We start from the raw sequence: 14327 nt of genomic DNA on the forward strand, positions 1-14327 counted from the left end.
CTCAATAGTATATTAAATTTATTATTGCGGTCAATATTGTCGCTATTAAGCATTTTAGTATATTTAATTATTTAGCCTATCGGCTCATAGAACTTGGTACCTATTCTACAAGGCACCTTACAATTTTTTGCAGTTATGGCCAGATGTGACATTGGAGAGCCATCCCTTGATATTACTCCCCCAAATAAACCAATCATATTCATGCTCGAATTAGGGAAAGACTTTACCATTAGAGTGTAATTCTTCAGTTCATGCTCAGGAATATCTTTAAAGTCATCGATTCCGACTCGTTTTATTGGCATCTCTCCATTTACAATAACCCAACCATCAAGACTATTGGTGGCCTCAGACAGTGGCTCACCTTTACGCGAGAGAAGATGTGAGCTTATGGATAAGTTATGGTCGATATTGATTCCAGATTTCTCATAGAAATATTTGCACATGGCCAGTCCCAGCATCATTATTGACTTACAAACCTCTCTTTCACTGGCTGTAACCTGAATAGAGAAACTTCTCCATGGCTCAGTAATGTCCATTGATGCCAGAGTACCGCCTGTTATGCTCATAAAGCTATAAATATCCAGAGATAGTGATTCTAGGCCGTCGTAATCCTTATTTATCTTATCGCTAGTTATGCAATTGGAGACAGGCTCTACAATGTGAGCTATCTGGCGAATAAAAGTATTCAAATCCATTTTATGAATATGATCATCAATATTCTTGTGAATTTCTTTTATTTCATTTAATGCATTAATAGCATCCATGTAATTAAAAGGCTTTGTCGCTTCTTTAATTCTGTAGACATGTTGATGATCCATAATTATCGAATAATTATACAGTTTTGCCAGAACGGAGCGGCCAAGAGGAGACATGTAGCTCGATTCAACATTATCCGCAAATCGATGACTATCTCTCCATGCACTTAATATCTCAGAATCAAAAGCCGGGTGAGTTTGTTCATCTATCCTTACCTGCAATAACTTAATATTGCTTAGCCGAGTTATTCCAAACTCAATAAGGGCAGGCTTGTTATAGTAAGATTCTACTTTTACTATGAGTGTCATGATCTTCTTTTCGAGAGATGTTTTTTTGTGGTTTCTGTGAAAGGTCCTGTAGCTTCCGCTAAGGCCTTCGGTTACCAAATCCTCATCATCTATCGAATATGATATTGAAAATCCTGATTCGTCAGCGTGAGAGCGCGCTACGCCTTTCTTCGAGTAATTAATATAAGGCATAACCCAAAACTGTACGTCTCTAGCAGGCAGGGTGTTGATAAGATTCTTTTTCATCAACTTAATTGTTTGTGCAAGTTTTCTTCGAGAGGTTATCTTCGTCTCAAAGATGCCTGCGTTAGCTTGTTCATCAGAAGAAATATGATTAGACCTCACTATCCATTTTCTCGCGCCTAACATTCTAGCCGTAAATGGAATATTCTTTGTTTTATGCTTAACAATAAACCCCTGGTGTAGAAAGCTGTGTTTTTTAAGGAAAGGGATCGTCTTCATGTACTTGTCACCAACCTTAGACGGGACATACATTAGCTTGTTATTCAATTCAACAATCAATGAGCCTAAAATAAGTGTCACAAACAAGCCTAAATATATTCGGTCAAACGGAGATGATGTGTAGCTCATTATTTCAAGCAAAATAGTGAAAATAACTAATGCTCCAATCAATCCTTTCCATCGGTATTTAAATAATGGTTTAAGGCCGCCTTCAAGGATGAAATAGAATGATGCTAAAGCTGTTAATACTAGAGGGTTTACCGCCATGTGCTGGTAAACATCGCTGGGCAACCTAAATAGCGTATTGAAGTAGATAGATAAAAAACCGAAGACGATAGCGGATCCTACAGCCCAAAGTCCACCAAGTAATGAAACAGCTCCCAAAGCAATGCCCATGATTATCAATGTTGAGCTGGTTACCCAAAGAGGCTTTATGTCAGTCCATGAGTTAGTAAACTTGGTAACCTCCAATAACATCGATAACTTGCTGCTATCAATGAGGAAGCTGTCACCTAGTGCCCGGTCTCCACCTAAAAAATAGGCGCCGCCGAATAGCTCGTTATTTGAATGAGTAAAACCAAGAAAGTTAAACATTTTTCTATCTAGCTCATATGCCAAATAGTATGAAAGCAAGGAGGTGTTTGAGTCTTCTGGAGCAAGGACAATAATTTCATCTTTGTCGAAAGGGATATCTTCTACTGTTAACTTCCAGTTTTTTAGTGTGAAAGGGTTATATTTGGTAAGGTCTCTAACTAAATAATCCCCACCATTGTGTGGAATTCGTTCCGTACAGATGCGAGTGAAACACCCAATAGTGACTTTCTTGTTTTTGATCTCAGGCAAAGCATAAATATCTAATGGGCTTAACCATGTAGTGGACTTATAAAAGACCGGTGTTATTTGATTGTCACTTGCCAGCTCTGTAAAGGGGTGTGCATTTAGGTATGTTTTCGAATAAACGATTTTATTTGGCGGAAGAGTAAGTTTTGTTGACGCATATTTTACCAGTGCTTGTATGTTTCCGTCTCCTAAATTATAAGCAAAAGAAAACCTTGTTCGTAATTTTGGGTTCATGCCTTCTTTAATTTTTAACCAATCACTATCTGTCATTGCAGCAATGTCGACAACCGTCAATAAAGATGCATTCATATAGCTATGAACCTTAAACTGATTGGTGTCAGTTACAACGAACTGATTCTCATCTTTAAGTGACTCCTGAATTGCACTAAATTTTGGATATATTGGAGAGTACTGAATATCATCAATGCTTAAAGTTTCATTCATTTGATCAGATAGAACATCGCTTCCTGACAAATTACTGAATAAGAATGCAGAATCAACAACCGCTGACATAGCGTTATTTTCATTTAGAATTGCAGCGACATTAGCGCCATGGGTTCTATAACGAGAAAAGATGTAAATAGGCTTGTTCGTGTTTTTTGAGAAAAGAGAAATGGCTTCTTTGTCACCAAAATAAATAATATGACTGCCTGGAATGTACTGCGTCTTGGCGTCACTGACAATAATGTAGTCAGCATTTCCCTCTCTAATGCTTTTAAGGGACTTTGTGCCATCTGATAGATACAATTCATCTGGTGCGATCGTATTCACCTGACCTGAAAAGTACTCATGTTCGAGAGATAAAGTGCTGAGCTCGGAGTTCTTAAACTGATTAAATCCTAAGAAAATAACGATCACGCCAAATAAAATGAACATGCCTTTATTTTTTTCTTTATTTGTTTTAGCCAGGCCAAATGCCGATAGTAATAGAACAATGATATTGCTGGCCATGCTTCCTACAATAACAGGGAAAGCACTTGCCGGGGACGACAGAAGCACAAGAACCAATGCAAATAGGGCGTTGGAGTTAAACATAACAACCTCGGTATTTTATAGGGATGTATTTTGGAAAAGGGTGGGCAGATAAGCAATATACTTAAGGCCCACCAGCTAACTAGTTGTTTAGTATTTCAAATAGTTTATCTGAAGAAACATAGCCTTTAACAAGCTCACCGTTTTGAAGAAAGATACCTGGGGTGCCAGAAAATCCAAGGTTGCGCGCTATTTGTTTATAGTTTTCAACAAGGGAAATGCCTTCTTTCGTTGCCACTGGGAGACCGATTGCATCAACATCCTTGCTCTTAGGGTGCTTTATCAAATAATTTTGCGCCTTATCAAGAGCATCTGCTCTCAGTTCGGGTGGTAAACTCCATACTCTAAAGAAAATTTCTTCAGAGCGGGCTCCAAAAATAGGGAACGGCAGATATTCAATTGAGATGCCTTTTGATAGGTAACTATCCGAATCTGCACTGATCTTATGGCAAAATCCGCAAGCAGGATCAATAAAGATGTAAACTCTAAATTGTTCGTTATCTGCTTTTAGTAAGGCGCCGAACTGACCCTCCATTGTCTCTCTCATTAACAAAAGGTTGTAAGGGACAAGTGAATCAGAGGTCATGTTGGTCGTCTTACGATTAGAGATGTCTATCATGGCAAGTCCGCCACTTCTTTCCCGAACAATAATGTGCTCAGGGGAACCATCTGAATAAAGAGTGCTTCCGCTATTGGTCTTAATTATTCTTAGGGGAGAACCTTCAATATCAATAATGGTTGTAGCAAGCGTATTTGCATAATAATTCGGAAGATTTTTATTTAACTCCATTAAGAATGCCGCGTCTTTAAGAGACTGTTTATTTTGATTGAGGTCGACGACATTTTGATTGTTTCTTTTAATTGACGCATTAGCTGTATAAGACAGTGTGTGATAAAAACAGAACAATAATAATGCAGTCACGCTGAGAATAGATGCTTGTAGGATAAAATTTCGCAAGGTATCGAAAAGCCTTCTTTCACGAACAATTCCTTTCTTTGTAACGATTGTTCTTTTTTTGATTTTACGTTCGAAATCTGGTGTCTTGTGTTCAATCATTCTAAAAGGGCGCCAGTGACATTTGTTTGCAATTCTCATCATGTCATAATCACCAGGGCTATCACCCCAGACATGGAGAGTATAATCAGTCAGTTCGCCAAACTTTTCTTTTAGTCTGACAACTTTTTCTTCAGCGCGACAGTTTTTGCCAACAATAAGACCCGTTAATACCCCGTGTTTAACTTCTAATCGGGTACCAATTAGTTTTATGTTTAGCATATTGGCAAAAGGCAAAAGCATTATTTCTGGAGATGCAGAGCAAATTGTAATTTCTTTCACAAATGTTCGAGCACCTGCGATACTTGTAACAGCATCTGGAATAAGTAGCTTATCAGCGTATTTTTTGCAAAATAGCTCGGCTTTATTAATTACCAGCTCCTCAGGCACATTGGTTAAGAATTTTTTAATTAGTCGAGCTTTCAGTTCGTCTCTAGAGATCTTGCCGAGGCAGTATTTGATTGCATCTTTGTACATAGAAAGTAATTTTGTGTAATAGAGGCGTTTTCCAAATAGAAATTTCAAGAAAAGGGTAAAGGAGTCTCTTTTTGTTATGGTTTTATCGAAGTCGTAAACGTGTAGAAAAGAGGATGCATTCTCTTTTTTTGTTTTTCTTTTATTCATTTCAAAGTTCTTCTTAATATGCTGTTTTGTATAAAGTCAATTCGCAACAGTACTTAATATAAGGGTATTAGTCAATCGGTCAAAAATCACTTATTACAAAAAAAGATATAAAAACATATTGACTTTTATATAGTTGCTCACTATATTATATCTCAAATAGAGGAGAGAAAGGGCCTAGGTCTGACTTCTCTGTGGTTTCTGGGGAGGAACTTAGAAATGGCTAGCTCATACAAGTAAAAGCATGATTTATGCTTGTATGTAACCGGCATTAATGGGAATTATCCATTTCTATGATAAACGTAAGGTTAAACATAAATATTAAAGATGCGTATGTTACAGGCAATAACGTCTGTTTTACATATGCGCCTCAACAGAGAATAGATAGTCATATGGTATCAAGTGCAGAAGTAATAAACGAAACTCCAGATATAATTAAAGAGCGTCAAGAGTTTGCAAAAGAGACTCAACAGAAGTATCGTCAAGATCTGCTTAATGCAGCGAACCGAATCATTGACGATAAGAATTGGCGCCAGGATGAGATCGCAATCCATCTGGGCATGACTCAGCCAAGAGCGAGTAATTTACGCAACAATAAAATTGAAAAATTTTCAGTTCAAGGGCTCCAGGAAATTTTAACGATACTTGGATACCAGTTTACATTTGACTTTAAGCCGTCGAAAAGCCGTGCCGCTCATAGAATTGAGGTTAAAGTCTGCTTTAATAAGTAATAAAAAGTTTCCGTTTTAGTAAGCACAAAGCAGAATGTCGTTCCCCCAAACGATTTTAAAAAGCCCAAAGTTCCCCCGCTTTGGGCTTTTTTCTATGCATAAATAAAACATAAATCCAAATAGTTTACGATAATCCACTCATTCTGCTAAAATTTAAACCCAACTTAAACTAATAATCTATTTAATAAATTGAAGGATAGGCATGACTGTAAAGATATCAAGAAGAACAAAAGTCAATCTAAATGAGTTCTACGGTAATGGAATTTCTCAAACATTAGTAATTAAGGACTTTTATCAAAAAATCTTTAATGAAATAACCAATATCAAATGGGTTCCAGATCAAAGAGGGCCATACAACACGATTCCAGAATGGACACAAAGTGTTGTACCGTCTGATGACGGTGAAAGAATTAACGAAGAAAGAAAAATGGGCAAAACAAGTTTAGACAGTTGCCCGGTCAAACTCAGAGAACTTATTGAAGAAATGCTTAAAGACGAGCGAGTTATTGGTGACATGTCGCATATATATAAGCTAAAGCTCGATTATATTGATATTTGGAATGGCGTAGAAGATATGGGGTGGCATTGGGACGGGCCCTGTCAGTCTGAAATGATATCTTTGATATACTTTAACGATAAAGATTTAGATATTGAGTATGGTGGCAGCATAGAAGCTGGGGTTAGAGACATTCAAGCAGGTAAGGACTGGATGAAAGAGTACCTGGACGTAGAAAGAGTGGCTATTTTCCCACCTATAGGACGCCTCCAGGTCTGGATCAATAATACAAATCCTCGGTTTGTACATAAAACTAACAAGCTTAAAGATGCTAAATCAAATCGGTTAACAATGACATTTGGTGTATCGCTTATTCCAAACTAACCACCAGCTCTGAAGGGGAACTTAATGCACTTAGAAGAGATATTTAATAGAACGTTAAAATCATTGCCTAATGCTAATTGGCTTTCCTCCAATAATGGCCATAACATTGCCTTTATGGCGGGTGTCAGTAAATGCCTTAATTATTTGGGGGAACAAAACAACGTTGTTGTATTCAATCAACTAAACAAAATGCCACTTATTAAGCTAGGGGACGATTACTACAGTCCATACGGAAAAATTAGCGATGATTTCTTCACGGACTACGGAATGAATAAGATCAGTCATGATGCATTTATTTCATACGATCATGAAAAGCTAAAAAATATAGCGACCTGGATGAGAATGGATAAAGAAGAATATGAAAAAGAGGTCATTAATGTGCAAGGTGAGTTCTTATCTTCATTGTCTAATCACATAAAGACTGCAGATTCGATGACTTTTCCCGTTAATTCTTTATATGGCCGATTATACTATTTAGACAAATCTGGGTTCGATATTTCTAGAATGCTTTTTCACGAGACAAAAAAATCTAATGAGCGCTCAATTGTCGATAATGGCCTTGCTCTAGGCTTAGGAGATGCTGCAAACTCTGATTATCAAATGCCAGAAGGAATTTTTGTTAAACCGGACGACAAGCCAATCCATATTTATAGCGAAGAATCAGTGCAGATGCCATTTTTCGCGAGAAAAGGGCAAGTCCTGGATATTGATCAGAGAAAAAACATAGAGAAAGTCGTCGGTAAGGTGTCTAACGAGTGGCTGACTATCGCTAATGAGCGCGAACATGCCGATTTAGCATATAGTAAGTTAACAGGAGACATAACAAATGAGTTAATTGATGTCCTACAAAATGCGCCTGAACGGAAAGATGAAGTTAAGGCTACGTTCGACAATGCAATGGTTGATTGGCGAAAAGAGTTGGATAGAATTAATCCACTTGCAAAAAAAGCAATGACAAAGTCCTTAAAGGAGCAGGGCTTTGATTACATGCGGGTCAGAAACGACAAAGGCTCTTGGGGTAGAGAGGCGGATACGATGGTTGTTCTTGATCCAAGTAGTTTGGTGTGTGCATCGCTCCCGGCAAGAGATTTTGATAATTCTTTTGAGCAAGAAATGTCTTAAATTACGTGTTAATGGTTAGTTGATTGGTGAAGGCCACCAATCAACTCTATTTAGCGCAGATGTCTCTTGTTAGAAAAAAGACATTTGAGATGGAGCAGTAGTGATGTTGTTTTCTTCTGGTGCACCGATAATGCTTGGATGAGACAAGGAAGATCCTACTTTGATTTGTTTAAGTACATTACTTGCGTTAGGAGAAGCTTCCCAATTTAAAAGCATTTGAACTTCTGAAGATGATAAAAGGGATGGGTCTGAGACAATTGTTGACAACTTAAGATTTAAATCAATATTTAAGTCAGATTCTCGTAATGATTTGCTCCCTCTACCTTTTGCGTTTTCTTTATTAGAAAATACGCTCTTTGCATTTCCAAATTCATTGATCCAATTACACGCGGTTTTTTCACCGACACCTTCAAGGCCTTTGATGCTATCCGCTGAGTCGCCTGCGATAGCCAGCATATCCGGTATCATCTCAGGAGGAATGCCGTATTTTTGAATAACTTCCGCTCGACGAAACAATTTTCTGCTTGATGGATTGAATACTGAGACATTATCATTAATTAATTGCAAAAGGTCTTTATCGTTTGAATGAATCTCAATGTTGGAAAAGCCATGGTTTATAAAGTGGTTGCAGACCATTCCTATCGCATCGTCCGCTTCATAGCCAGGCTTGCTAATTAGCTTGAACCCAGAGGTCAGTAGCAGCTCGATAAGCGAGTCTTCTTGGCATTTAAGCTCTTCAGGCATACCTTTCTTGTCAGATTTGTATGAATCAACAAGATGATGTCTGAATGTAGGGCCGTTATGGTCAGAGACAATAATGATTTCATCTTCTTGTCCAATTTTGTTTTTTAAAGCGGCCATTTCCGAGTAGATTGTTAGGGTTACATCATTACGCAAACCATCATTGTTATAGCGAGGTATAGAGGTGTAAAATTTGCGGTAAAGAAGGTTATTAAGATCAAATACTATTGCTTTCTTAGGCATGATGCTCTCATCGTATGGGTTAGTTTAATTATACTATATACTATATAGTATAACTCGTAACGGTCAATAGTTACTTATTAATTTCATTAGGCCCGCTAGAAGGCAGGGCCTAAAATAGAAGAAATGAATTAATTAATGGGCACCAGACCAATTCTCTGCTGAACCGCCATTAACACAAAGGGGCACAAGTAATTCTGCAGAAGCATTCATGATTGATGACAGCGCTTCAATGGCCTCCTCTTCAAAACCATTTATTACTTCAAACACCAATTCATCGTGCACTTGCATTATCAATGAGACCTTATTAGTGTGCTTACTAATAAAGTCTTCACAAATAGAGATAATTCCACGCTTGATGATTTCTGCGGCGGTAGCTTGAAGCGGAGCATTAAGCGCCTGTCTTAGCGCAGCTTTCTTAACAAGGCCATTGTTTGATTGTGCATCGGCATAGTAGAACTTTCTGCCACCAAGACTCATGACCTCACATGTTTCCCTTACAGACGCATCAGACTGAGTGATATGCTTGATAACAGACGGGTGCTTAATAAAGTATGCGTCGATATAGGCTTGAGCAGACTTAGTGCTTACCTTAATCTCTTTGCCTAACCCATAAGCGCTAATGTTATAGATAAGGCCAAAATTAACCGCTTTTGCATTGCGCCTCATTTGATCAGTGACTTCTTCATATGAAACGTTTTCAATGCTTGCCGCAGTTGAACTGTGAACGTCTTCATTATTCATGAATGCATTTATCAGGTTTCTATCTTTTGACAGGTGGGCCATAATTCTTAATTCAATTTGAGAGTAGTCGAGAGCTATTATTTTATATCCATCAGGACTGACAAAAGCGTCTCTTATTTTTCTACCATCTTCACTTCTGATAGGAATGTTCTGTAGGTTAGGACTAGTAGATGACAAACGGCCCGTTTTAGTTACATTTTGATTGTAAGTGGTATGAACGCGACCCGTATCTTTTCTTACTAGTTTAGGTAACTTGTCGACATAAGTACTAATCAGTTTGCTTAGAGAGCGAAATTGACTGATATGGCCAGCTATTTCATGTCCATCACTCGCAAGTTTATCTAAAACTTCTTCTTTGGTTGAATAGGCGCCTGATTTCCCTTTTTTGCCAATGGGTCCAATACCTAAAACTTCAAACAAAATAATCGACACTTCTTTTGGAGAGCTTATTTTAAATTCTTTGCCTGCGATCGCATAACACATCTGGCTCGTTTTAATTAGCTTGTTATTAAGATCAACAGAAATTGACGCCATCTTATCTTTATCAATGAGCACTCCGTTATTTTCTATTGTGAACAAGTGACCTTCAAGGCGATGTTCTAGCGCTAATGGTGACAAGTCAGCGACTTTTAAGGTTCTTGCCCCCAGTATTTCATCCACTGACTCTGGATGCTTCTCTATGATGCTATTGAGTGATAACAGACAGAATTGAGATAAAAGTACATTTCTTTGCCTGTTTTCTTGAGAAGCATTAGTCCCCTTAGATTGCTTAGGTAACTCTTGACTTAGTTCTCGCTGAAAAATGCCCTCGACTGAATGATTGTCGAACTTATAGCACTTGATCATGGATAATAGAGTTAGAGAAGCTAACGGACCATGTGGTTCTACATTTATTTCTTTTAAGTAGTAGGCATTCTCCTTCCATAAGTCTGAAACAATAAGACCCGTTCTGTCACTGGTAAAGAGTACTTGCAAAGATGAAGAGATAGATTTTTTTTGTTCAATGGAGCCATTGAAGATTACCGACATTGATTCGTTGCCTTTTGTCAGTACGATATAAATGTCATCATTATTAGCGTCGGTAAAGAAAGAAACACCTACATGGTCATCTGAAGCAATCTTTCCAATAAAGGAATCTAGTTCATCAGCTAGTGCGGTCTCTGTTTGTGTGAATGTGGGCACATCGTCATTAGATGCGCCCATTTCGGTTAGCCACTTACTAAACTCTAGCTCTTTAGCTATTTCTATAAATTCTTCGTTATTCTGTTCTTTGATATTGATTGACTCCAAACTAAAGTCCAGAGGGACATCTGTTTTAATCGTGGCCAACGAGTACGATAGCTCAGCTTGGTTTCTTTGATCAATAAGTAGTGTGCGGGCTCTTTTAGCGCCACGAATCGAGCTAGACAATACGCGGTCAACATCCCGGTAAATGTCAGCAATGCCACCAATTTCCTGAATAAGTGTCGCGGCAGCTTTATCACCAATACCGATTACTCCCGGTATGTTGTCAACTTTGTCTCCTTTGAGAGCAAGAAAATCAACGATAAAATGAGGCGGGACACCAAACTTCTCTTGAACAAGTGGCACGGTTAGATAGCTATCGGTCATTGTATCAATGACAGTTACGTTATCGCTCACTAATTGGGCCATATCCTTATCACCAGAGCTAATAAGTACGTCAAATCCAATCTCTGAAGCATTTTTAGCAATCGTGCCTATCACGTCGTCTGCCTCAACCCCTGGGATAGAAACAATTTGAATGCCCATTGCGGTAATTAATCGTGTAATAAAGTACAGTTGGTGCTTTAAGTCTTCAGGCATTGGAGGTCTGTTTGACTTGTATTCAGAATACATGTCATTTCTAAATGTAGGACCTTTTGCATCAAAAGTAAGGATAAGCTTATTTGTCGGATGCTTTTTCATTAGGCTTTTGACCATATTAATGAAAACGTATGTCGCACCGGTTTTTAGTCCCGCAGATGTTGCGAAAGGAGGGGCTGCAAAAAAGGCTCTAAATAAGTATGAAGAGCCGTCAATAACTACAATTTTATTACTATTATCCATTTTTATTCCCAATAAGATGTAATGTTTGACATATTATACAAGGAATTTCATTGGAGCTCATGCAATATAAACTGCTTTTTGTATGTTTTAATTAAAAATTCTTGGCAACACCAAGGAAAGTTGATTTTTCCTCTCTAGCTACATTTAATTTCCATCCAGATATCTCAATTCCATATACTCCAACTAAACAGCCGACAGCATCAGCAACCAAGTCTTCAGCACTGAAGCCACCATAAGTTATTTCATCATATACTTCTTTGCCAATGCCTGCAGCGCCGCATAGAGCGAGGCTTTTGGAGTTGTCGTCAAAGTAGATTTCTGAAGCAGCACCGATTCCCGCACTTGCCACAAAGTGTAATTGCTTATCGTACTCAAAATATTCCGATGAAAAAGAGGACATGCTAAAAAGCATCCCTAAGATTATAAAAAATGAACGAAACATAGTTGTATTCCAATGTGCTCTTTGGCACATCTTTATTATTTTATTATACTATATACCAATTAGGTTTCGTGTCAATTTTGAGCGCATGAGTCTTTTGCCGTTCGCCGACATCCCATATTTGCACCCATACAGGTTCCTATAAGTTTATTGTAAGACGGATAAATAACAACGAAGTGCTGTGCATAGTTAGTCAACAGGCCTGTCGACACTTGTCATTAGTAGAGCAGTAACATGAGAATATAAAGAGCTACCTTTAGTGTTTAAGGGCAGCTCAGAAGAGTGGGAGAAGAGATTCTAGTGGTGTCATAGGTGTTAAAATGATGTGGATAAGTTAACGCACAGCTAAAACATAAAGTATTTTCCAGGCATTATATCCGTTATCAAATTAAATTAAGTACCGTTGTTGAGCCTCATATCCGTTATCAAATTTAATTAAGAACAGTTATTAAGCGTCATATCCGTTATCAAAGCCAGATTGTTTTGGATTGAATTTGAGCAGATCATCTTTGGTTTCAAATTCTTGCAAGTCACCGTCGGTAAGGCAAAAGAATTTTTCAGTCTGGCCAACAGCAGTGATTTTAGCGGCAAATTTTTCGCCTTCCCAGATGCGCCCGGCTGAATTAAGAATATTCACCAATCTATTGGTACCGCCATAGCACTTGCCCTGAGATTCTGAAAAAATGAATGTATCAATACCAACAAGCCCAGGCTCAGTTTTCGAGAAGCTAGGTCGACTAGCAATAGGACCAACAACAGGTCTCAATGTCTCCATTGCAAGGATAGGGGGCAATTTATTGAAATCGGATATTCCATCAAGACCTTTAACACTGATGTCATCAACATAACCTTTGCTGCACAAGCCAAGCGTCATCTGTCCGCCCATTTCTTTCACTGTTTTTTCAAAATGGTCAATCTCGTCTCTGTGTGTACTCATTTAAGCATCCTGTTGTGAATTAATTGAATTTTTAGTTAAATTAATAATAACTGACTCGAGCAATGAGATTGCTGAATTTGCAATTATCTTTTGGCAAAGCTCTCTTGGAGTTGTTATTTCATGAGTAGATAATGACTCAACATTAACTTCTCCAGATTCAACAATGACATTCCCATTATACTTTAATGCAACGGCAAAGTAAGCAATAGCAGGACCGAATTCATTAAGTGCGCCAGGTTCGCAGTAACCGGTAGTAGCAACAGCAACATCCGACATAAACAAAGATAGCGCCCCTTTTGCCATTTCTTCTGCAACTCTTGATGAGATGCAGTTACATGAGTTTGCATGATCATAATCAATGCCAAATAGCTTGGATTTTAATTGTAGATTATATGCTGTCGCACCGCCCACATAATGTTTAGATGCCCCTGAATGCTTACCAATAGCGGCCTGCAGAAGGCCCGTCGTAACACTTTCAGATGTTGCGATAGTTAAGTTGTTCAAGTGAAGAAAAGGGGTGATAGTCTGCTGAATCTTCACATCAGTAGCTTGTTCAATTTCATAGAATACTGATTCAGTTCTCTTGTTTTTCTCTTTCATTTTATTCTCACTTATTAACTTGATTTTGGGGTTTAGCTCTATTGAGAAGTGCGATGGCTAATACGCCAGCATAAAAGCCAGTCGATGAAACAATAATTGTTTTATATACGCCAAACATTAAAAATAAAGCTTCATTCATAGAAAAACTATGAGATTCGACTAATCCGCTCGCATAAATAATGTATGTGATTACGTAAACAAAGACTGAGTGAATTAAAGCGTATAGTGATTCTGTCGCTGTTTTACAATTAAATAGGGTGTCGGTAAACCAAATGAGTAGCACTGTAGAAGCAATTAAGAAATGAGTGCTCAGCTCGACAACGCCGCCACAAAGTCCTGTGGGATTAAACATGAATGGAGCTAACTCATGAATGGGGAACCATGACGGAAAAGGTGCTGCAAACCCACATGAGGCAATGATTTCACCAGTCTCTATTTTGTAAAGTTCCATTGCAATATCTGAGCCGCTAAAGCTAAGCATGCTGAGACAAGAAAGTCCGATCATGCAGCTTATTTTACCAGGCATAGAAAGCATAAGTAAGCTTACAATTAAATTAGCCACAACAACCAGTCTAATAAGCACACAAAGAGGACATGGCTCCTCATCGAAGTAAAATTGATAAAACAATGCAATGACTAGCATGCTGGCAAAGATAACTGCTTGAAATATAAATGCTTTCTTTAGATTCTCAGGATTAATTATTTTTAATATGTTTAACTTCATAAGCCTTACCAATACCTTGTCTTTTTGGTTTAAAAATAAAATAGTATATC

General features: G+C 38.0%; 11 protein-coding genes. 3 read left to right on the top strand and 8 right to left on the bottom strand.

All coding sequences use genetic code 11. The annotated features are described in order from the left end of the window. Positions 1 to 71: 71 nt before the first annotated feature. Both SP041_RS01280 and SP041_RS01285 read right to left on the bottom strand, forming a co-directional pair. A complete protein-coding gene (locus tag SP041_RS01280; RefSeq protein ID WP_137297241.1) occupies positions 72 to 3380 on the bottom strand; it encodes a hypothetical protein in 3309 nt (1102 codons plus the stop codon). Positions 3381 to 3459: 79 nt separating this feature from the next. After that, on the bottom strand, positions 3460 to 5055 hold the full coding sequence (locus SP041_RS01285; protein WP_137297242.1) for an HAD-IB family phosphatase: 1596 nt from the start codon (positions 5053 to 5055) through the stop codon (positions 3460 to 3462). Between the two features lie 389 nt (positions 5056 to 5444). Here SP041_RS01285 and SP041_RS01290 point away from each other — a divergent pair, with 389 nt between their 5' ends. The 3 genes from SP041_RS01290 to SP041_RS01300 all read left to right on the top strand — a co-directional run bounded on the left by SP041_RS01290 (position 5445) and on the right by SP041_RS01300 (position 7785). Continuing rightward, entirely contained in the window at positions 5445 to 5783 is a 339-nt protein-coding gene (locus tag SP041_RS01290; RefSeq protein ID WP_170968512.1) for an XRE family transcriptional regulator, read from the top strand. Between the two features lie 202 nt (positions 5784 to 5985). Further along, positions 5986 to 6663, top strand: coding sequence for a hypothetical protein (locus SP041_RS01295; protein WP_137297244.1), 678 nt, complete (start codon positions 5986 to 5988; stop codon positions 6661 to 6663). Between the two features lie 24 nt (positions 6664 to 6687). Then, the gene (locus tag SP041_RS01300) at positions 6688 to 7785 is read left to right on the top strand and encodes a hypothetical protein (RefSeq protein ID WP_137297245.1); all 1098 of its coding nucleotides are present in this window, start codon (positions 6688 to 6690) and stop codon (positions 7783 to 7785) included. Between the two features lie 69 nt (positions 7786 to 7854). On the opposite strand, the gene SP041_RS01305 is transcribed toward SP041_RS01300, so the two are convergent. The 6 genes from SP041_RS01305 to SP041_RS01330 all read right to left on the bottom strand — a co-directional run bounded on the left by SP041_RS01305 (position 7855) and on the right by SP041_RS01330 (position 14277). Next, entirely contained in the window at positions 7855 to 8769 is a 915-nt protein-coding gene (locus SP041_RS01305) for a 5'-3' exonuclease H3TH domain-containing protein (protein WP_137297246.1), read from the bottom strand. Positions 8770 to 8901: 132 nt separating this feature from the next. Then, positions 8902 to 11577, bottom strand: coding sequence for a DNA polymerase I (polA, locus tag SP041_RS01310; protein ID WP_137297247.1), 2676 nt, complete (start codon positions 11575 to 11577; stop codon positions 8902 to 8904). 91 nt (positions 11578 to 11668) lie between these two features. Next, positions 11669 to 12019 carry a hypothetical protein gene (locus SP041_RS01315; protein WP_137297248.1) on the bottom strand — a complete coding sequence of 117 codons (351 nt, stop codon included), beginning with the start codon at positions 12017 to 12019 and terminating at the stop codon, positions 11669 to 11671. Positions 12020 to 12464: 445 nt separating this feature from the next. Then, the gene (locus SP041_RS01320) at positions 12465 to 12953 is read right to left on the bottom strand and encodes a hypothetical protein (RefSeq protein WP_137297249.1); all 489 of its coding nucleotides are present in this window, start codon (positions 12951 to 12953) and stop codon (positions 12465 to 12467) included. Beyond that, positions 12954 to 13553: a CinA family protein gene (locus tag SP041_RS01325; protein WP_137297250.1), complete on the bottom strand. Its 600-nt coding sequence runs from the start codon at positions 13551 to 13553 to the stop codon at positions 12954 to 12956. 7 nt (positions 13554 to 13560) lie between these two features. After that, on the bottom strand, positions 13561 to 14277 hold the full coding sequence (locus SP041_RS01330) for a disulfide bond formation protein B (protein WP_137297251.1): 717 nt from the start codon (positions 14275 to 14277) through the stop codon (positions 13561 to 13563). Between the last annotated feature and the right edge of the window lie 50 nt (positions 14278 to 14327).

It is taken from the genome of Psychromonas sp. SP041 (assembly GCF_000470315.2).
In the GTDB taxonomy this organism is placed as follows: domain Bacteria; phylum Pseudomonadota; class Gammaproteobacteria; order Enterobacterales; family Psychromonadaceae; genus Psychromonas.

Excerpts from the sequence above, each read along its gene's own strand:
- SP041_RS01280 (WP_137297241.1), bottom strand. The coding sequence starts at position 3,380 with ATGTTTAACTCCAACGCCCTATTTGCATTGGTTCTTGTGCTTCTGTCG.
- SP041_RS01285 (WP_137297242.1), bottom strand. The coding sequence starts at position 5,055 with ATGAATAAAAGAAAAACAAAAAAAGAGAATGCATCCTCTTTTCTACAC.
- SP041_RS01290 (WP_170968512.1), top strand. The coding sequence starts at position 5,445 with ATGGTATCAAGTGCAGAAGTAATAAACGAAACTCCAGATATAATTAAA.
- SP041_RS01295 (WP_137297244.1), top strand. The coding sequence starts at position 5,986 with ATGACTGTAAAGATATCAAGAAGAACAAAAGTCAATCTAAATGAGTTC.
- SP041_RS01300 (WP_137297245.1), top strand. The coding sequence starts at position 6,688 with ATGCACTTAGAAGAGATATTTAATAGAACGTTAAAATCATTGCCTAAT.
- SP041_RS01305 (WP_137297246.1), bottom strand. The coding sequence starts at position 8,769 with ATGCCTAAGAAAGCAATAGTATTTGATCTTAATAACCTTCTTTACCGC.
- polA (WP_137297247.1), bottom strand. The coding sequence starts at position 11,577 with ATGGATAATAGTAATAAAATTGTAGTTATTGACGGCTCTTCATACTTA.
- SP041_RS01315 (WP_137297248.1), bottom strand. The coding sequence starts at position 12,019 with ATGTTTCGTTCATTTTTTATAATCTTAGGGATGCTTTTTAGCATGTCC.
- SP041_RS01320 (WP_137297249.1), bottom strand. The coding sequence starts at position 12,953 with ATGAGTACACACAGAGACGAGATTGACCATTTTGAAAAAACAGTGAAA.
- SP041_RS01325 (WP_137297250.1), bottom strand. The coding sequence starts at position 13,553 with ATGAAAGAGAAAAACAAGAGAACTGAATCAGTATTCTATGAAATTGAA.
- SP041_RS01330 (WP_137297251.1), bottom strand. The coding sequence starts at position 14,277 with ATGAAGTTAAACATATTAAAAATAATTAATCCTGAGAATCTAAAGAAA.